Raw genomic sequence first — 18856 nt, forward strand, 5'->3', positions numbered from 1 at the left:
AGACGGTACGACCGCAGCATGCGGCGGGCGTCGAGGGTCGGTGAGCGGCTGACGGCGGGTCAGGCGGGAAGCTGGACGAAAGCAGTCAGCTAGCACAGGGTTACGGAACGCGCAAGCCGCACGGCGCGGACATCGTGACGGGGTCGGGGTGGGTTGCGCTGTGCGGAAGGGCTGTCACGGCCCTGTTGGGGGGCGGGCGCGGCTCGCGGGCCGGCCGACGGGCAGGGCTTTCGCCGGAAGTCGCGCGCGGCGCGGGGCGAGCGCGCGGGGCGGGCGAGCGCGCGCCACGGGGCAAGCGCGCGGCGCGGGGCAAGCGCGCGCCACGGGGCAAGCGCGCGCCACGGGGCAAGCGCGCGGCGCGAGCGGCGCGTGCGCGGCAAGCGGCGCGTGCGGCGCAGGCACGGCGAAGCGCAAGCGGCCCGTGCGGCGCAGGCAGCGAGCAGCGCCAGTGCGGCGCAATCGGCGAGCGGCGCCAGCAGTCGGCGCGGCGCCAGCTAAGAGGCGGCGCAGGCGGCAAGCGCGGCGGAAACGGCAAGCGCGGCCCACGCCAAGGCGCGGCCCAAGCGGCGAGCGCGCCGCACGCAGCAGACGCCGCCGGAACCGGTCGAGGGTGGCAGGCTCAGCGCCGCTGGCCGGACACGTTCATCGGCTAGATCGGTGCGCGGCCGAACGCGAGCGCCCGGCGCCGAGGGGGCGGCGCGACCACGGCAGGCGCGAAAGCACCCGTGCGAGCACGGCAGCCGCTAAAGCAGCCCGTGCGAGCACGGCAGCCGCTAAAGCAGCCCGTGCGAGCACGGCGGGCGGGAAGGCGTCCCGCGCGAGCCCCCAGCGCGCGGCCGCTCGGCCGGCAGGCCCCACCACCGGCGACGGCCGGGAGGGAGGGCGGTGGTCAGTCGATGGAGATGCGGATCGAGTGCCAGCCTGTGGCGCCGTTCGGGGGTGGCGGGGCCGGGGTGCTGGGCTGGGTCTCGCCCTCGCTGTCGGTGGCCCGGACCTGGATGGTGTGGTCGCCCGGCGTGGCCTGCCATTCGTACGACCACTGGACCCACGTGTCGGCGGAGACAGCTGGTGCGAGCTTGGCCTTCTGCCACGGGTTCGCGTCGACCTGGATCTCGACGCGGGTGATGCCGCGGTGCTGGGCCCACGCGACGCCGCCGATCATCACGGGGCCCTGTTTGCGCTTGGCGCCGTTGCGGGGCGTGTCGATGCGGGACTCGGTCTTGATGGGACCCAGGGCCGACCAGCCGCGTGGGACCCAGTAGGCGTCGAAGTCGGCGAAGCGGGTCAGCTCGATCTCCGTGATCCATTTGCAGGCGGAGACGTAGCCGTACAGGCCGGGGACCACCATGCGGACCGGGAAGCCGTGGCCGACCGGGAGGGGTTCGCCGTTCATGCCGATCGCGAGCAGCGCGTCGCGGCCGTCGCGGAGGACGGAGGTGGGCGTGCCGCAGGTCCAGCCGTCGGCCGAGCGGGACACCGTCTGGTCGGCGTCGGGCAGGGGCTGGGCTTCCTCCAGCAGGTCCTTGACGGGGACGCCGAGCCACAACGCGTTTCCTATGAGGTCGCCGCCGACCTCGTTGGAGACGCAGGCGAGCGTGACGTAGCGGGACACCATGGGCCGCTGCAGCAGCTGCTCCCACGTCAGCGTGATGGGGTTGCGAACCATGCCGTGGATGCGCAGTTCCCACGTCGACGGGTCGATCTGCGGCGGGTACAGCGCGGTGTCGATGCGGTAGAAGTCCTTGTTCGAGGTCACGTACGCGGTGACGCCCGGGACCTGGGCACCCGCCGGAACCGTCGGTGCGGTCGCCACGGGCGGGGGTAGCACGACGGCGTTGCGGGCGGCGGTGACCGCGCGCCGGGACGTGAGGAAGCGGCCGCCGACGCCGCCCACCACCGCGATGCCCGCCGTGACGCCGAGGCCGATGAGGAAGCGGCGGCGGCTGTCGTCCGGGAACGGGGTGGAGGGACGGGTCTCCGCGATGGCGCCGCCCTCGCCGCCGACCGTCACGAGCGAGCGGGTCTCGGCCGGGGAGGCCGCGACGGCGAGCGTGACCAGGTAACGCAGCGCCACCATCGCGGCGACGCCGGCCGCGATGGACGGCAGGGCGGCGACGATCCCGGCGTCGTGGCGGGTCAGGGCCGCGGCCGTGCCGACGCCGGTGAACAGCACGACGCCGGCCAGGGCGAGGCTCCACGACCGGAGCGCGACGACGCCGACCGCTGCGGCGTAGAGCGCGAGCAGGATCATCGTGCCGGCGATGAGGGCGGTCTTGTCGTGCGTGCCGAAGACCGCGATGGCGGCGTCCTTGACGGTGCCCGGCACGGTGTCGACGACCACGCCGCCGACCGCGAGCAGCGGCGAGGAGAGCGGCCCGGTGACGACGGCGACGATCTCCGCGATGCCGAGCGCAACCGCCGCGGCCGCGATCCCGGCCAGCCCGGCCCGAACGGAAAGCTTCACGCCCCCAATCCTGCCCCGGCAGCGCGGGAACGCCTCTTACAAAGTCATGACGGTGGGGCCAGGGGCGGCAGCGCCGCCACGAGCGCGTCGAGCAGGGCCAGATCGCACCGCTCCGTCCGGGGCTCCGGCAGCTTCGGCACCCCCTCGACCGGCAGCTCCCAGATCACCCGTCCGGGCGACAAGCTCTCCAGCGCCGCGTACCACTGCTGCAGCGGCTCCCTCAGCTGCACGTGAGCGGCGAAATTGCGCCGGCGGCGGGTGTCGTCACCATCGCGACGGCGCTGCAGGGTGGCCGTGTCGGGCAGACCTACGAGTACGGCGTCAGCAAACCCCAGCCGCCCGGTCCGGAAGGCCTCCCGCGTGACGACGAGCTCGCGGTCGAAGCGGGACCGGGGTGCGAGCCCGAGCGCCGCCATCCCCCACGCGTAGTGCAGCTTCACAGGGTCGGTGTCGCAGTACGCGATCCCGTCGGCGCGTTCGTGCTCGAGTGCGGTCTCCCAGCGCTGGATGCCCGCCCGAACCCAGTGCCGGGCGAGCGCCATGGCGTCGACCGGTTCGCGGCCCGTCGGGGTGTGTTCGGGGACGTATCTGCCGACGTACCGGCGGCACCAGGAGGTCTTGCCGGCCGCGCTGGGCCCCTCCACGACGACGATCATCGGCGCACCTTTCCCCCGGAGCTTGCATCACACACGAGAAGGGCGCGCCGCGGAAGCGACGCGCCCTTGCCGGAACGGTACGGATCAGAAGCCCGGGCCGTGCTGGTGGCCGTGGCCGCCGTGGCTGTGGCCGTGGCCACCGCCCGCGTGGGCCTCCGGCTCGGCCGGCTTCTCGACCACGAGGCTCTCCGTGGTCAGCAGCAGCGCGGCGATCGACACAGCGTTGGAGACCGCGTTGCGGGTCACCTTGACCGGGTCGATGATGCCGGCGGCGGCGAGGTCGACGTACTCGTCGGTGGCCGCGTTGAGGCCGTGGCCCCAGCCGAGCTCGGCCACCTTGCCCACCACGACGTAGCCGTCGTGGCCGGCGTTCTGCGCGATCCAGCGCAGCGGCTCGACGAGCGCCTTGCGGACGATCGAGACGCCGATGGCCTCTTCGCCGGTGAGGCCGAGGTCGCCGTCGAGCGCGGACACGATCTGCGCCAGGGCGGCGCCGCCGCCGGGCACCGTGCCCTCCTCGACCGCGGCCTTGGTCGCCGCGATGGCGTCCTCGATGCGGTGCTTGCGCTCCTTCATCTCGACCTCGGTCGCGGCGCCGGCCTGGATGACGGCGATGCCGCCGGAGAGCTTGGCCAGCCGCTCGGAGAGCTTCTCGCGGTCCCAGTCGGAGTCCGAGGCCTCGATCTCCTTGCGGATCTGCGAGACGCGGTCCTCGATCTCGGACTTCTTGCCGCCGCCGTCGACGATGGTCGTGTTCTCCTTGTCGACCACGACGCGGCGCGCGGTGCCGAGCATGTCGACGGTGACCTGGTCGAGCTTGTAGCCGAGCTCGGGGGCGATGAGCTCGCCGCCCGTGGCGATGGCCATGTCCTGCAGCATCGCCTTGCGCCGGTCCCCGAAGCCGGGGGCCTTGACCGCGGCGACCTTGAAGGTCTTGCGCAGCGCGTTCACCACGAGGGTGGACAGGGCCTGGCCCTCGACGTCCTCGGCGATGATGAGCAGCGGCTTGCTGGTCTGCAGCACCTTCTCCAGCAGCGGGAGGAGCTCCTCGACGCTGGAGATCTTCTGGGTCGTGATGAGGATGTACGCGTCCTCGAGCACGGCCTCCTGCGCCTCGGCGTCGGTCACGAAGTTCGGGGAGATGAAGCCCTTGTCGAACTGCAGACCCTCGGTGACGACGAGCTCGGTGCTGAGCGCGGAGCCCTCTTCGACGGTGATGACGCCGTCGCGGCCGACCCGGTCCATCGCCTCGGCGATGAGCTCGCCGATCGTGGCGTCCTGGGCGGAGATGGTGGCGACGTTGGCGACCGACTTGTGGTCGGACACCTCGACCGCCTTGCCGAGCAGCGCCTTGGAGATGGCCTCGGCGGCCAGGTCCATGCCGCGCTTGAGCGCGATGGGGTTGGCGCCGGCGGTCACGTTGCGCAGGCCTTCGCGCACGAGGGCCTGGGCGAGCACGGTCGCGGTGGTGGTCCCGTCGCCGGCGACGTCGTTGGTCTTCGTCGCCACCTCCTTGACCAGCTGCGCGCCGAGGTTCTCGTACGGGTCCTTGAGGTCGATCTCCTTGGCGATGGTGACGCCGTCGTTGGTGATCGTGGGCGCGCCGAACTTCTTGTCCAGGACGACGTTGCGGCCGCGCGGGCCGAGGGTGACCTTGACCGTGTCGGCGAGCGTGTTGACGCCGTGCTCCAGCAGGTGCCGGGCGTCGTCAGAGAAACTGAGGATCTTCGCCATGTGTAGGTCCCTTCACGCACCACCGCCCTGACCCGAGGTGTGTCGGGCCAGGGCGGCAAGCACTGTCAGTAGGTCACTTCTCGATGACCGCGAGGACGTCGCGGGCGGAGAGCACCAGGTACTCCTCGCCGGCGTACTTGACCTCGGTGCCGCCGTACTTCGAGTAGAGGACCGTCTCGCCGACCTTGACGTCAACCGGGATGCGGTTGCCCTTGTCGTCGATGCGGCCCGGGCCCACAGCGAGGACGGTGCCCTCCTGCGGCTTCTCCTTGGCGGTGTCGGGGATCACGATGCCCGACGCCGTGGTCGTCTCAGCCTCGTTCGCCTGGACCACGATCCGGTCCTCGAGCGGCTTGATCGCAACCTTGGTCGCGGTAGTCACGGGCATACCCTCCTGGGTACAGGTTTCGCCGGCCTGCATCGGCCGATCTGATGCCTCATGCCACCGGGCGGGGCCGTCGTCGCGGGTGCCGGTCCGCCTGGCGCAAGCACGCGCCCCGGAGCGGGCCGCGCGCTGGCACCCTCGGGTTGAGAGTGCTAACCGGAGATTATGCCGGAACTAGCACTCCGTCAAGGAGAGTGCCAACACGGCAGAATGACCCGTCGTGGACCTGGAACTGCTCGCTGCCCTGCGTACCCCGGAAGGGTCGGCCGCCCTGGCCGCCGCGGCCGAGGTGGCCGGCGGTGATCCCCTCGCAGCGGCCTCGGCCCTGCGCTCGCGTGGCGTGCCCGCCCCGCTCGCCGCCGCCGCGCTGACCCAGACCGACCTGCGCAGACGTGCGGTGGGCAAGTTCGGCGCCGGCGCGGCGGCGATGTTCTTCACCCGGGCCGGCTTCGAGCAGGCGACCCGCGCGGTGGTCGCCGATCGCCGCGCCGCGCGGCTGCGCGCCGCGGGCGTCGCCAGCCTCGCCGATCTGGGGTGCGGGCTGGGCTCGGACGCCCTCGCCGCGGCCCGTCAGGGCATCCGGGTGTACGCGGTCGACGCGGACCCGTTGACCGCCGCGGTGGCCCGCGCCAACGCCGAGGCGGCCGGCCTCGCGGACCTCGTGACCGTGGAGTGCGCCGACGCGACGAGCGTCCGCGTGGAGCGGTTCGACGCGGTGTTCGCCGACCCGGCTCGCCGCCGCGCGGGGCGGGGACGGCTCATGGACCCCCAGGCATGGTCGCCGCCGTGGGACTTCATCGCCGCCCTGCCGCAACGGGTACCCCGGACCGTGCTGAAGCTCGCGCCCGGCATCGACCACGCGCTGCTGCCGCCGGGCGCCGAGGGTGAGTGGGTCAGCGTCGACGGCGACCTGGTCGAGGCGGCGTTCTGGTGCGGGCCGCTCGCCGAATTTGCTCGCCGGGCGAGCTTGGTGCCGTCGGGCGGGATGCTGCACGGCTCGGGCGTCGAGGCGGCGCCGGTGGGGCCGGTCGGGCGTTTCCTGTACGACCCGGATCCGGCCGTCGTCCGCTCGCACCTCGTCGCCGAGTTCGCGGCCGTGGTCGGCGGGCGCCTGGCGGACCCGGACATCGCGTACGTCCACACCGACGCGCCCGTGGACACCGCGTACGCGCGCCGCTTGGAGATCACCGACGTGATGCCGTTCTCGCTCAAGCGGCTGCGGGCCCTGCTGCGCGAGCGTGGCGTGGGCCGGCTCGAGATCCGCAAGCGGGGTTCCGCGCTGGAGCCCGAGCAGCTCCGCCGGGATCTCCGGCTCAACGGGAGCGCCGCGGCGTCTCTGGTGCTGACGCGGGTGGCTGGCGCGCCGACCGTCCTGCTGTGCCGTTAACCTCCGTGATCGTGGCTAAGAAGGCGGCCGGGACCCCGGCGACCGTACTGCTGTCGGCGCAGAAGGTGGCGCACGAGCTGCACCCGTACGACGTCTCGCCGGACGCGCCGAACTACGGGGCGCTGGTGGCCGAGGCGCTGGGCGTACCCCCGGAGTCGCTCTTCAAGACCCTGATCGCCGAGGTGGACGGCGCGCTGACCGTGGCCGTCGTACCGGTGACCGGGGAGCTGGATCTGAAGGCCCTGGCCGGTGCTGCCGGCGGCAAGCGGGCCGCGCTCGCCGACCGGGCGGCGGCGGAGCGCAGCAGCGGCTATGTCCGCGGCGGCATCAGCCCGCTCGGGCAGCGCAAGCGGCTCCCGACGGTGATCGACGACTCGGCGACCGGGCTGGACCGGATGTACGTCTCGGCGGGCCGCCGGGGCCTGCAGGTCTCGCTGGCGCCGACCGATCTGATCCGGCTGACGGACGCCACAACGGCTCGAATTCGGACATAGCTAGCGATACTTCCTGGCTCCCCGTGATCGTTACGCCACCGTTACGGGCAAAACGGATCTTTCTCCGGAGAACCGCCGATTTCGGGTCCAGATGTGACCTAGCGTCGCGGTGTGGAGCAACTTCCGCGACCGGCTCCCCGGGTCCGCGTGATCGCTGGACCGAGCCGGTCGTGCTGCACCGCGCGACGGGAAAGCGTTGCCCGACACACAAGAACCGCACCCGAGCGGCAATCCCCGTTACGCGCGCCAGGGAATCCGAGGCAAGATCCGGATTGATCCGAGAGGACACGAGGAATGCGTAAGGGAATGTTCGCTCTTGCCGCGGCGGGTCTGCTGGCCACCGGCAGCATGGCCGCCTGCGGCGGCGACAGTGGTGACGATGCCGGCAACAGCGGCACGAGCGGGTCGTCGATCGGCAAGGTGGGCGTGATCCTGCCCGACACCGCCAGCTCGCAGCGGTGGGGTTCGGACGACCCGAAGTTCCTGAAGGCGGCGTTCGACGCGGCCGGCGTCCAGGTCGACATCCAGAACGCGCAGGGCGACAAGAGCCAGTTCCAGACCATCGCCGACGGCATGATCTCCAGCGGCGTCAAGGTGCTCATGATCGTCAACCTGGACTCCGGTACCGGCAAGGCCGTGCTGGACAAGGCCAAGAGCGCCGGTGTCGCCACGATCGACTACGACCGGCTCACCCTCAACGGTGGCGCCCAGTACTACGTCAGCTTCGACAACGTCGCGGTCGGCAAGCTGCAGGGCGAGGGCCTGGTCAAGTGCCTGACCGACATGAAGGCGACCAAGCCGGTGGTGGCCGAGCTCAACGGCTCCCCCACCGACAACAACGCCACCCTGTTCAAGGAGGGCTACGACTCGGTCCTCAAGCCCAAGTACGACTCGGGCGACTACGTGAAGGGTCCGGACCAGTCCGTACCCGACTGGGACAACGCGCAGGCCGGCACGATCTTCGAGCAGATGCTGACCCAGAAGAAGGACATCAAGGGCGTGCTCGCGGCCAACGACGGCCTCGGCAACGCGGTCGTCTCGGTGCTCAAGAAGAACAAGCTGAACGGCAAGGTGCCGGTCACCGGCCAGGACGCCACCGTCCAGGGTCTGCAGAACATCCTCGCCGGCGACCAGTGCATGACGGTCTACAAGGCGATCAAGCAGGAGGCCGACGCCGCCGCCGACCTCGCCATCTCGCTCGCCAAGGGTGAGAAGAAGTCGGTCACCCAGAGCATCAAGGACCCGGAGTCGGGCCAGGACGTGCCCTCGGTGCTGCTCACCCCGAAGGCCATCTACAAGGAGAACGTCAAGGACGTCGTGGCGGACGGCTTCGTGACGAAGGATCAGCTGTGCACCGGCGACTTCGCCAAGCTCTGCACGGACAACGGGGTCAGCTGACCGCGGTAGGACGCTGAATCACCGGAGCCGCCCACGCCTGGCCGGGCGTGGGCGGCGCCGCATCGAGAAGGAGTATTCGTGGCCGCGACACCTCTTCTGGAGCTGCGCGGGATCGACAAGAGTTTCGGTCCCGTCCAGGTCCTGCACGACGTCGGACTCAGCGTCTACCCCGGCGAGGTCACCGCGCTCGTCGGCGACAACGGCGCCGGCAAGTCGACCCTGGTCAAGTGCGTCAGCGGGATCTACACCATGGACGCCGGCACGGTCACGTTCGACGGCAACCAGGTGGCGATCCACACCCCGCGCGACGCCGCGTCGCTGGGCATCGAGGTCGTCTACCAGGACCTCGCGCTCTGCGACAACCTCGACATCGTCCAGAACATGTTCCTCGGACGGGAGAAGGTACGCGGCATCGTCCTCGACGAGCCGACCATGGAACAGATGGCCGGCGACACCCTCGCCAGCCTCTCGGTGCGTACGGTGAAATCCCTGCGGCAGCTCGTGGCCAGCCTCTCCGGCGGCCAGCGGCAGACCGTGGCGATCGCCAAGGCCGTGCTCTGGAACAGCCGCGTGGTGATCCTCGACGAGCCCACCGCCGCCCTCGGCGTGGCCCAGACCGCCCAGGTCCTCGAGCTGGTCCGCCGCCTCGCCGACAACGGTCTCGGCGTGGTGCTCATCTCGCACAACATGAACGACGTGTTCGCCGTCTCCGACCGCATCGCCGCGCTCTACCTCGGCCGGATGGCGGCCCAGGTCAAGACCAGCGACGTCACGCACGCCCAGGTGGTCGAGCTGATCACGGCCGGCCGCAGCGGGAACCTCGGCCTGCCGCCCGAGAAGCCGGCCGCCGCCGGCTTCGCCGACCTCACGCCCCCGGGAGCCGACCTATGACAACCATGACCACGTCCAGTGGCCCGGTCCAGGTGGCCAAGCCGACGGTGGCCAGCCACCTGCACGACTACTGGGGCCGGGTACGCGGCGGCGACATCGGCAGCCTGCCCGCCATCCTGGGCCTCATCGTGCTCTGCCTGATCTTCGGCACCGCCCGCCCGACCTTCTTCAGCGCGGTCAACTTCGCCAACCTCTTCTCCCAGGGCGCGGCGGTCATCTTCATCGCGATGGGCCTGGTGTTCGTCCTGCTGCTGGGCGAGATCGACCTCTCGGCCGGCTTCGCCAGCGGCGTCTGCGGCGCGGTCATGGCGATCCTGCTCACCGACCACGGCTGGGACTGGTACAGCGCCATCCCGGTCTCCCTGGTGACCGGCCTGGTCATCGGCTTCGTGCTGGGTTTCCTGGTGTCGAAGGTCGGGATCCCGTCGTTCGTGGTCACGCTCGCCGCGTTCCTCGCCTTCCAGGGCATCCTCCTGGTGCTGCTCAGCGGCGGCAAGAACATCTCGATCCGTGACAAGTTCGTCCTTTCGCTCGCCAACGACAACATGTCGGTGGGGCTGAGCTGGGTGCTGGCGATCATCGCGATCGTCGGGTACGCCGCCGTGCAGTTCATGCGGCTGCGAGGGCGGGCCGCGCGCGGGCTGGTGACCGACCCGATGGGTATCGTGCTGGCACGGATCGCGGCGCTGGCCGTACTGCTGCTGGCGGCGGTCGCCGTGCTGACCCAGGAGCGCAGCATCAACCCGTTGATCATTTCGGTGAAGGGCGTACCGATCGTCGCCCCGATCATCGCGGTGGTGCTGATCGTCTGGACGTTCGTGCTGGGACGCACCACGTACGGCCGGCACGTCTACGCGGTCGGCGGCAACAAGGAGGCCGCGCGCCGGGCCGGCATCCCGGTCGACCGGATCCGCATCTCGGTGTTCGTGATCGGCTCGTTCATGGCCTCGATCGGCGGCATCGTCGCCGCCAGCCGGGCCAACTCGGTCGACCCGAACTCCGGCGGCAGCAACGTCCTGCTGTACGCGGTCGGTGCCGCGGTCATCGGCGGCACCAGCCTCTTCGGCGGCAAGGGCCGGGTGCTGGACGCGATCATCGGCGGCGCGGTCATCGCCGTGATCGACAACGGCATGGGCCTGATGGGGTACAGCGCCGGCACGAAGTTCGTGGTCACCGGCCTGATCCTGCTGCTCGCCGCCAGCGTCGACGCGCTCTCCCGCCGCAGGGCGGCCGCCACCGGAAACCGATGAGGGCGGGACCGAGCCAGGAAGAGGTACGCCGGCACAACCTGGGCACGTTGCTCCGTTATGTTCACGTTCATGGGGCTACGTCCCGCGCCGAACTCACCACCCGGCTCGGCCTCAACCGCAGCACCATCGGAGCGCTGACGGCGGACCTCACCGCCGCCGGGCTGGTCTCCGAGAAGACCCAACGCGACACCGGCCGGGCCGGGCGACCCTCACTGGTCGTCCGGCCCGAGTCGTCCAAGGTCTACGCGTACGCGCTCAACATCGAGGTCGACCGGCTGCGCGCGGCCCGGGTCGGGCTCGGCGGCATGATCCTGGACCGGCGGGAGGCGCCCCGGCCCCGCGGCATGCAGGTGGTCGACGCCGTCAAGCCGCTCGCCGGCTTCATCCACGAGCTGAACGACGTGCCGGACGGCTCCCGCTGCGTCGGCGTCGGACTCGCCATCGCCGGCATGGTGCGCCGCGCGGACGGCATGGTCCGCCTCGCGCCCACGATCGGCTGGAAGGACGAACCCGTCGGGGAAGCCCTCGTCGAGGAGATCGGCGACGTCGGCCCGGTGACCGTCGGCAACATCGCCGACGTGTCCGCGCTGGTCGAGCACAGCCGCGGCGCGGCGGCCGGGCGGGACAACGTCATCTACCTGTACGGCGACGTCGGCGTCGGCGCGGGCATCATCGCGGGCGGCCGGCCCATCACCGGCCACGGCGGCTACGGCGGCGAGGTGGGCCACATGGTGGTCAACCCGCGGGGCCGGCCGTGCAGCTGCGGTTCGCGTGGCTGCTGGGAGACCGAGATCGGCGAGTACCCGCTGCTCAGACTGGCCGGCCGGGGTGACCGCAGCGGCCGCGAAGCGGTGCTCGGCGTGGTCGAGGCGGCGATGCGCGGCGACTGGGTGGCCCAGCAGGCGGTCCGGCACGTCGGCGAATGGCTCGGCCTGGGCGTCGGCAACCTGGTCAACATCTTCAACCCGGAAGCGGTGATCTTCGGCGGTACGCTGCGCGACCTGTACCTGGTGGCGGCGGCGCAGATCCGCTCCAAGCTCACCGAGGTGGCGCTGCCGGCCTGCCGCGAGGACATCCGGCTGCGCACGCCCGAGCTGGGCCGGGACGCGGCGCTCATCGGGGCGGCGGAGCTCGCTTTCGAACGGCTGCTGGCGGATCCGCTGTTGTAAGGTGCGGCCGTGAGCATGCGTGCGTCCGACGAGGATCGGCAGCGGGTGATGGCCGCGCTCGAACGGCACACCGGCGCCGGCCGGCTGACGCTTGACGAGTTCACCGAACGGGTCGGGGTGGTGGCCGACGCCCGCACGCTGGACGAGCTCGCCGCCGTGGTCAGCGACCTGCCCGCGGAGCAGGCGGAAGAACGGCAGCAGCGCGAGTTCCTGCTGCTGCTCGCGGTCGCGATCGTCACGCTGGTTCTGCTGGGCGCGTTCTTGGCGCTGCGCTAGTCGTACCGACCGGTGGCGTGCCGTGCCACGACGCCCACAGGGCCGCGTACGAGCCACCCGCCGCGACCAGCTCGTCGTGCGAACCCAGCTCGGTGATCCGCCCGTCCTCCACCACCGCCACCCGGTCGGCGTCGTGGGCGGAGAACAGCCGGTGCGCGATCGCGACGACCGTACGCCCCTTCAGCACCGCCGCCAGCGACTGCTCCAGGTCCCGGGCGGCCCGCGGGTCCAGCATCGCCGTCGCCTCGTCGAGCACCAGCGTGTGCGGGTCGGCCAGCACCAGCCGGGCCAGCGCCACCTGCTGCGCCTGGGCGGCGGACAGGCTCACCCCGCCCGTGCCGACCACCGTGTCCAGCCCGTCGGGCAGCTGGTCCGCCCACTTCAGGGCGTGCACGGCGGCCAGCGCCTGCCGGACGTCGGCCGCGGAGGAGCCCGGCCGGACCATGGCGATGTTGTCGCGCAGCGTACCGATGAAGACGTGGTGTTCCTGGCTGACCAGGGCGACCTCGGAGCGCAGCCGGTCCAGGGGCAGCCCGGCCAGCGCGACCCCGCCGACGGTGATCGACCCGCGCCCGGGCGCGTGCACCCCGGCCAGCAGCCGGCCCAGCGTGGACTTGCCGGCGCCGGACGGCCCCACGATCGCCAGCCGCTCCCCCGGTGCGATGGTCAGCGAGATGCCGTGCAGCACCTCGCGCCCCGGCACGTACGAGAACCGCACGTCCCGGGCGACGATCGCCGCGCCGTCCGGGGTCTGCGACGTGGGCGCCCCCGTGCTGAACGAGACGCCGAGCAGCCGGGCGAGCGACGCGGCCCCCACCTGCAGCTCGTCGAGCCAGCCGAGGAACCGGTCGATGGGGTCGACGAGCATCTGCGCGTACAGCACGGCGGCGGTGACCTGGCCGAGCCCGACCCAGCCCTCCAGATAGAACCAGCCACCCAGCAGCAGCGTGCCGACCACGGGCAGCACATAGCCGACCTCGATCGACGGCATCCAGACCGTCCTGAGATACAGCGTGTACCGCTCGGCGGCCCAGGAGTTACGCAGGTCGTCGTCCGTACGCCCGATCCGCTGCCGCTGCCGGCGCAGGGCGTCCACGGTGCGCGCCCCCTCGACGGTCTCCGCGAGACCGTCGGTGACCTGCGAGTAAGCGGCGTTCTGCCGCAGGTAGCCGGCGGACGCGCGGCGCAGGTACCACCGCGTGGACCAGGTCAGCAGCGGCACGGCGAACAGCAGCGGGAGCGCGAGCAGCGGGCTGACCAGGATGAGAGCGCTCACCGCGAGGCAAGCCGTGATCAGGGCGATCAGCGTCTCGGGCACGGCGAACCGCAGGCACCTCGACAGCGCGTCGACGTCCCGCGACGTACGGGTCAGCAGGTCACCGGTGCCCGCCTTCTCCACCGTGGAGAGCGGAATCGTCAGCACCCGGTCGACGAACTCCTCCCGCAACTCGGCCAGCACCCGCTCCCCGAGCCGCGCCGACGCCAGGTACGCGAACCGCACCAGCACCGCCTGCGTGACGACGAAGACGGCGATGGTGATCGCGATGCGGTCGACCGTACCCACGCCCGCACCGTGCTGAATCGATTCGACAAGATCGCCGAACAGCCGCGGGCCGACCAGGCCCGCGATCGCGGCGACCGCATGCAGGACGACGGCGGTCAGCAGGGCGCGCGGATGCCGGCGGAACAGATCGCGGGCGTACCGGCGCACCTGGCGGTCATCCGCCACCGGGAGCGCGTTGCTCACTCGCGCAGCACCGTCCTCGCATAGGCGAAGCTGCTGTCCAGCAGCTCGCGATGGGTTCCCTCGGCGACCACGGTCCCGTCCTCGACGTAGACGACGTGGTCGGCGCGGTCCAGCACCAGCGGGCTGGTGGAGCAGACGACGGTGGTGCGACCGGCGCGGGCCGTCGCGAGCCGGTCGGCGATGCGGGCCTCGGTGTGCGCGTCCACCGCGCTGGTCGGCTCGACCAGCACGAGGATCTCCGGGTCGGCGACGAGCGCACGGACCAGCCGGAGCCGCTGCTGCTGACCACCGGAGAAGCTGCGGCCGCGCTCGGCGACCTCACTGTCCAGGCCGTCCGGCAGGGCCGCCACGACATCGGTCGCCGACGCGGCCTCCAGCGCCACCGCGACCCTGCCGGTCGCCTCCGGGTCCAGGTCGTCGCGCAGCGACCCCGAGAACAGCCGGGCGTCGTTGTCGGCCACGACGATCCGCGCCCGCACGGCCGCGGGGTCCAGGTCCTTCAGCGGTACGCCGCCCAGCGTCGTCCCCGCGCCCGAGGCGGTGTAGCGGCCGAGCCTGTCCGCGACGGCCACGGCGTCGGCGGGCACCGCGGCGGCGATGGCCGTGACCAGCCCCGGCCGCACGACCACACCGGACACCGGGTCGACCAGCTCACCGCGCTCGGGCATCGGCAGGGGCCGGGCGGGACCGGGGAGATCCGTACGCACCCGCAGCATCGACACGACCCGGCGGCTGGACACGTGCCCGCGGATCAGCTTGTCGATCGTCTCCGTGAGCTGGCGCAGCGGCGAGACGAGGAACGCCGCGTACCCGTAGAAGGAGACGAGCTGACCGACCGTGATCTTCCCGGAGATCGCGAACCGGGCACCGAGCCACGTGACCAGCACCAGGAACGTCCCCGGCAGCAGCACCTGCGCCGCATGGAGCAGCGCCTCCACCCGGGCGACGCGGACGCCCGCGGCGCGCAGCGTCTGGGACTCGGCGCGGTACCGCTGGGACATGACCGGCTCGCCGCCGACGCCCCGCAGCACCCGCAGGCCGCCGACCATGTCCGTGGCCCGGCCGGTGAGCCGCCCCTGCTGTTCCCGGTAGGCCTGCTGCCGGTGGTGCAGCGGCCGGATGAGCACGCTGACCACGGCCATCAGCAGCGGGATGCCCAGCACCACGACCAGGCCCAGCGGCACCGACGTGACCAGCAGGATCGTGGTGACGGTGACGACGGCGACGACCGAGCCGACCCCGCGCGCGGTGATGTCGACGGCGTTGCCGATGTGCGTGATGTCGGCCGTACCGATGGCGACGACCTCGCCCGCGTCCAGCCGCCGCGGCAGGGCCACCCCGAGCCACCCCGCCTGCCGGACGGCGACCTGCACCGTACGGTAGGCCGACGCCAGCCAGTTGTAGACGGCCCGGCGGTGGCGCAGCAGGCCGGCGCCGGCCTGCACGAGGCCCACGACGAACAGGACCATGCTCCAGATCAGCAGCTGGCCGCCGTCGTGGTGGGCCAGGCCGGCGTCGATGGCCTTGCCGATCACCGCGGGGGTGAAGGCCTGGCAGACCATCCACACGACGGCGAAGAAGACGGCGGCGCTGACGGATACCCACGCCTGCCGGACGAGCCACCCCAGGTAGCGGGTGGCGGACCGGTCGTCGGGGGAGCCCGGATCGGGTGGGGGCAGTTCACGCATCGCCCCTCGACGTTACGTAACGCTGCCGTCACGATCCAGAGTGTTATCTATCGACCGGAGTGAAATCCCACACGTGTGGCGAACGGGCCACCAGGTGTTGCGGCGGCGCGGGCAGCTCACCGGGGGTGTTCCGCCACTTGGAGATGACCACGATGCGCTGATCGGTGGAGGAGAAGACCTCGCTGGACACGTGGGAGGGCAGCACCTCCAGCTTGGGCAGTTCCCGGTCGCAGACCCAGCTGAGCAGCTCGTCGAAGCCGCCGCGCGAGGCGCGTACCTCCCACATCCGTGCGATCATGCGAGCTTCCTACCCCGCCACAGCGACCGAGGTCAATGACATCGCCGAATCCGCCGGCAGGTCCAGCCGGCTCGGGGCCACGCCGGCCGCGACCAGGTGCGAGCCCAGCGCCGCCACCATCGCGCCGTTGTCGGTGCACAGCTGCGGGCGCGGTACGCGTACCCGGATGCCCAGCTTGGCCGCACGCTCCTCGGCCAGCACCCGGAGCCGCGAGTTGGCGGCCACCCCGCCGCCGATGATCAGCGTCTCGACGCCGTGCTCCCGGCACGCGTCCAGCGCCTTCGCGGTCAGCACGTCGCAGACCGCCTCCTGGAACCCGGCGGCGACGTCGGCCACCGGCACCGGCTCACCGCTGCGCTCGCGGGCCTCCACCCAGCGCGCCACGGCGGTCTTCAACCCGGAGAACGAGAAGTCGAAGCGGTGGCGCAGCAGATCCTTCGGGGCGGTGAGGCCGCGGGGGAAGGCGATCGCACCCGGGTCGCCGTCACGCGCCGTACGGTCGATCACCGGCCCGCCGGGGAACCCCATGCCGAGCAGCCGGGCCACCTTGTCGAACGCCTCGCCGGCCGCGTCGTCGATCGTCGCGCCGAGCGGGGTCACGCCGGCGGTCAGATCGTCGACCAGCAGCAACGACGAGTGGCCGCCGGACACGAGCATCGCCACGGCGGGCTCCGGCAGCGGCCCGTGCTCCAGGGTGTCCACCGCGACGTGCGCCGCGAGGTGGTTCACCCCGTAGATCGGCTTGTCGGCTGCCAGCGCGTACCCCTTGGCGGCGGCGACCCCGACCAGGAGCGCGCCCGCGAGACCCGGGCCGGCCGTCACGGCGATCGCGTCGACGTCGGCGAGCGTGACGCCCGCCTCGTCGAGCGCCCGCTGCATGGTCGGGACGATCGCCTCCAGGTGGGCGCGGCTGGCGACCTCCGGCACGACCCCGCCGAACCGCGCATGCTGGTCGACGCTCGAAGCCAGCGCGTCGGCCAGCAGCGTGTGCCCGCGCACGATGCCGACGCCGGTCTCGTCGCAGGAGGTCTCGATCCCGAGGACCAGAGGCTCGTCAGGCATCGCGCATCATCACCAAGGCGTCCGTGTTGCTGGGCTGGTAGTAGCCGCGCCGGATCCCGACGGGCTCGAAATCGTACGTCGCGTACAGGTGCTGGGCCGGCGCGTTGTCCACAGCCACCTCCAGCAGCACCTTCCGGCCGCCGGCCCGCTCGAGCAACGTCTCCAGCAGCCGGCGCCCGATCCCCCGCTTCTGCGCGTCCCGCCGCACCGCGATGTTCTGCACCCACGACTCGGTGTCATCGGTCACGGAGAGACCCGCGTAGCCGAGCACCCCGCCGTCCTCCTCGGCGACCACGTAGAAATGCCGCTGGGCCAGCTCGTTCCAGAACATGGCCGCCGACCACTTCTCGGCGCCGAACAGGTCCTCCTCGAGAGGCAGCACCTCGGCGATGTGCCACCACCGGAACCGCACGATCTCCATCAGGGCAGCACGGGCTTCCGCTCGGTGGCCGCGACGGCATCGGGCCGGCGCAGATACAGCGGGGTCAGCGGGGCCGCGGCCGCCTTCGCCCGGATGTCGTCCGCCGCCAGCGCGATCAGCGCCTCCCCGGACGGATACAGCACCCGGTCGTCGATCGGCACGCCGAACACCTCGCTGTACTTCACAGCGCCCTCGCCCACGGCCCGGTCCGCGTCGACCCGCACGTCGGCGGGCTTCGCCACGTCCGGTGCTGTCACCCGTACACCGTCGAGATAGGTGGCGAAGTACACCTCCCGGCGCCGGGCGTCGGTCGCCACCAGCACCCGCCCGGGACCGGCGGCCCGGCCGATCGCATCCAGCGAGCAGATCCCGTACGCGGGAATGCCCAGCGCCTGCCCCATGCTCGCCGCCGTGGCCAGGCCCACCCGCAAGCCGGTGAAAGGTCCGGGGCCGGTGCCGGCCACGATCGCGCCGAGCTCCGCCGGACGCACCCCGGCGTCGGCAAGCACCCGCCCGATCTGCGGCGCGAGCAGCTCGCCGTGCGCCCGCGGGTCGACGGTCCGCCGTTCCCCCAGCCCTTTGAGACCGCCGTCGGTGACCTCGGCCAGCGCGGCGGTGACCGCGGGGGTCGCGGTGTCAAGAGCGAGAACGAGCACCACCAAACACTAGCCGCCGCGCAGTGAGGCGCTGCGAACCCTTCCCGCCCGATTGACCGCCGCCGACTCCCGACCGCCGCCGACTCCCGACCGCCGCCGACTCCCGACCGGCACCGACTCCCGACCGGCACCGACTCCCAGCCGTCACCGACTCCCGGCCGCCGCCGGCCGGCGGCTCGCTGGCGCGGGCTGACGTCAGGCGCGCGGGTCCCAGTCGATCAGCGGGCGGCCGGCGTCCGCGAGGGCCTTGTTGGTGGCGCTGAACATGCGGGCGCCGAGGAAGTCCTTGCCTCCGTTGAGCGGGCTCGGATGACCGGATTCGATCACCACGTGCGCCGGGTTGGTCACCAGGGCGGCCTTCTTGCGGGCGTACGAGCCCCAGAGCAGGAAGACCACCCGCTCGGCCCGCGCGTTCAGCGCCCGGATCGTGGCGTCGGTGAAGACCTCCCAGCCCCTGTTCTTGTGCGAGGCGGCAGCTCCCGCGCGGACGGTCAGCACCGCGTTGAGCAGCAGCACCCCCTGCCGCGCCCACCCGGTCAGGTCGCCGCTCGCCGGCGGGGCGACGCCGACGTCCGAGGCCAGCTCCTTGTAGACGTTACGCAGCGACGGCGGCACCCGGACGCCGTCGCGGACGCTGAAGCTCAGCCCGTGCGCCTGCCCCGGCCCGTGGTACGGGTCCTGCCCCAGCAGCAGCACCCGGGTCCGTTCCGGCGGGCACAGCCGGTACGCCGCGAACAGGTCCTCGACCGGCGGGTACACGGTGTGCCGGGCGTACTCGTCCGCCACGAACGCACCCAGCGCCTCCGTGGCAGCCGGGTCGAGGAGCGGGGTGAGCTCGGCGCGCCATTCCGGCGGGAGCAGCTCAAGCAGGTTCACAGGC

Annotated in this window: 18 protein-coding genes; 7 read left to right on the forward strand and 11 right to left on the reverse strand. The window is 72.0% G+C overall.

Annotated elements, in window-relative coordinates; translation table 11 throughout:
- Nucleotides 1-889: 889 nt before the first annotated feature.
- The 4 genes from IT780_RS33085 to groES all read right to left on the reverse strand — a co-directional run bounded on the left by IT780_RS33085 (nt 890) and on the right by groES (nt 5236).
- Complete coding sequence (locus IT780_RS33085; RefSeq protein WP_199515774.1) at nt 890-2464, reverse strand: molybdopterin-dependent oxidoreductase; 1575 nt, start codon at nt 2462-2464, stop codon at nt 890-892.
- Nucleotides 2465-2508: 44 nt separating this feature from the next.
- Nucleotides 2509-3120 carry a hypothetical protein gene (locus IT780_RS33090; protein WP_199515775.1) on the reverse strand — a complete coding sequence of 204 codons (612 nt, stop codon included), beginning with the start codon at nt 3118-3120 and terminating at the stop codon, nt 2509-2511.
- Between the two features lie 84 nt (nt 3121-3204).
- Nucleotides 3205-4854 carry a chaperonin GroEL gene (gene groL / locus IT780_RS33095; protein WP_199515776.1) on the reverse strand — a complete coding sequence of 550 codons (1650 nt, stop codon included), beginning with the start codon at nt 4852-4854 and terminating at the stop codon, nt 3205-3207.
- 73 nt (nt 4855-4927) lie between these two features.
- A complete protein-coding gene (groES, locus tag IT780_RS33100) occupies nt 4928-5236 on the reverse strand; it encodes a co-chaperone GroES (RefSeq protein ID WP_015619077.1) in 309 nt (102 codons plus the stop codon).
- A 223-nt stretch (nt 5237-5459) separates the two neighbouring features.
- Between groES and IT780_RS33105 the strand changes: the two genes are divergently transcribed.
- From IT780_RS33105 to IT780_RS33135, 7 genes are all read left to right on the forward strand, one after another.
- Nucleotides 5460-6626: a class I SAM-dependent methyltransferase gene (locus IT780_RS33105; protein ID WP_199515777.1), complete on the forward strand. Its 1167-nt coding sequence runs from the start codon at nt 5460-5462 to the stop codon at nt 6624-6626.
- 11 nt (nt 6627-6637) lie between these two features.
- Nucleotides 6638-7120 (forward strand): Cys-tRNA(Pro) deacylase, encoded by a 483-nt coding sequence (gene ybaK / locus IT780_RS33110; RefSeq protein ID WP_199515778.1) that lies wholly within the window; start codon nt 6638-6640, stop codon nt 7118-7120.
- Between the two features lie 294 nt (nt 7121-7414).
- Nucleotides 7415-8518 (forward strand): sugar ABC transporter substrate-binding protein, encoded by a 1104-nt coding sequence (locus IT780_RS33115; RefSeq protein WP_199515779.1) that lies wholly within the window; start codon nt 7415-7417, stop codon nt 8516-8518.
- 78 nt (nt 8519-8596) lie between these two features.
- A complete protein-coding gene (locus tag IT780_RS33120; protein ID WP_199515780.1) occupies nt 8597-9409 on the forward strand; it encodes an ATP-binding cassette domain-containing protein in 813 nt (270 codons plus the stop codon).
- Between the two features lie 5 nt (nt 9410-9414).
- Nucleotides 9415-10659, forward strand: a complete 1245-nt coding sequence (locus tag IT780_RS33125; protein ID WP_372443859.1) for a sugar ABC transporter permease — start codon at nt 9415-9417, stop codon at nt 10657-10659.
- Nucleotides 10656-11828, forward strand: coding sequence for an ROK family transcriptional regulator (locus IT780_RS33130; protein WP_199515782.1), 1173 nt, complete (start codon nt 10656-10658; stop codon nt 11826-11828). Before IT780_RS33125 ends, IT780_RS33130 begins: the two co-directional genes overlap by 4 nt.
- A gap of 15 nt (nt 11829-11843) precedes the next feature.
- Nucleotides 11844-12104 (forward strand): DUF1707 SHOCT-like domain-containing protein, encoded by a 261-nt coding sequence (locus tag IT780_RS33135; RefSeq protein ID WP_199515890.1) that lies wholly within the window; start codon nt 11844-11846, stop codon nt 12102-12104.
- Here the strand turns inward: IT780_RS33135 and IT780_RS33140 are convergent.
- The 7 genes from IT780_RS33140 to ung all read right to left on the reverse strand — a co-directional run bounded on the left by IT780_RS33140 (nt 12064) and on the right by ung (nt 18852).
- On the reverse strand, nt 12064-13851 hold the full coding sequence (locus tag IT780_RS33140) for an ABC transporter ATP-binding protein (RefSeq protein WP_199515783.1): 1788 nt from the start codon (nt 13849-13851) through the stop codon (nt 12064-12066). The genes IT780_RS33135 and IT780_RS33140 overlap by 41 nt on opposite strands.
- Nucleotides 13848-15539: an ABC transporter ATP-binding protein gene (locus IT780_RS33145; RefSeq protein WP_199515784.1), complete on the reverse strand. Its 1692-nt coding sequence runs from the start codon at nt 15537-15539 to the stop codon at nt 13848-13850. Before IT780_RS33145 ends, IT780_RS33140 begins: the two co-directional genes overlap by 4 nt.
- Before the next feature lie 43 nt (nt 15540-15582).
- Nucleotides 15583-15837, reverse strand: coding sequence for a hypothetical protein (locus IT780_RS33150; RefSeq protein WP_199515785.1), 255 nt, complete (start codon nt 15835-15837; stop codon nt 15583-15585).
- 9 nt (nt 15838-15846) lie between these two features.
- Nucleotides 15847-16899 (reverse strand): tRNA (adenosine(37)-N6)-threonylcarbamoyltransferase complex transferase subunit TsaD, encoded by a 1053-nt coding sequence (gene tsaD / locus IT780_RS33155; RefSeq protein ID WP_199515786.1) that lies wholly within the window; start codon nt 16897-16899, stop codon nt 15847-15849.
- Nucleotides 16892-17320 carry a ribosomal protein S18-alanine N-acetyltransferase gene (rimI, locus tag IT780_RS33160; RefSeq protein WP_199515787.1) on the reverse strand — a complete coding sequence of 143 codons (429 nt, stop codon included), beginning with the start codon at nt 17318-17320 and terminating at the stop codon, nt 16892-16894. The genes tsaD and rimI overlap by 8 nt, the downstream gene beginning before the upstream one ends.
- A complete protein-coding gene (gene tsaB, locus IT780_RS33165; protein WP_199515788.1) occupies nt 17320-17976 on the reverse strand; it encodes a tRNA (adenosine(37)-N6)-threonylcarbamoyltransferase complex dimerization subunit type 1 TsaB in 657 nt (218 codons plus the stop codon). Before tsaB ends, rimI begins: the two co-directional genes overlap by 1 nt.
- A gap of 195 nt (nt 17977-18171) precedes the next feature.
- Complete coding sequence (ung, locus tag IT780_RS33170) at nt 18172-18852, reverse strand: uracil-DNA glycosylase (RefSeq protein ID WP_199515789.1); 681 nt, start codon at nt 18850-18852, stop codon at nt 18172-18174.
- Nucleotides 18853-18856 lie beyond the last annotated feature (4 nt).

Origin of the sequence: Nucisporomicrobium flavum (genome assembly GCF_016464385.1) — a bacterium.
GTDB lineage: Bacteria > Actinomycetota > Actinomycetes > Mycobacteriales > Micromonosporaceae > Actinoplanes > Actinoplanes flavus_A.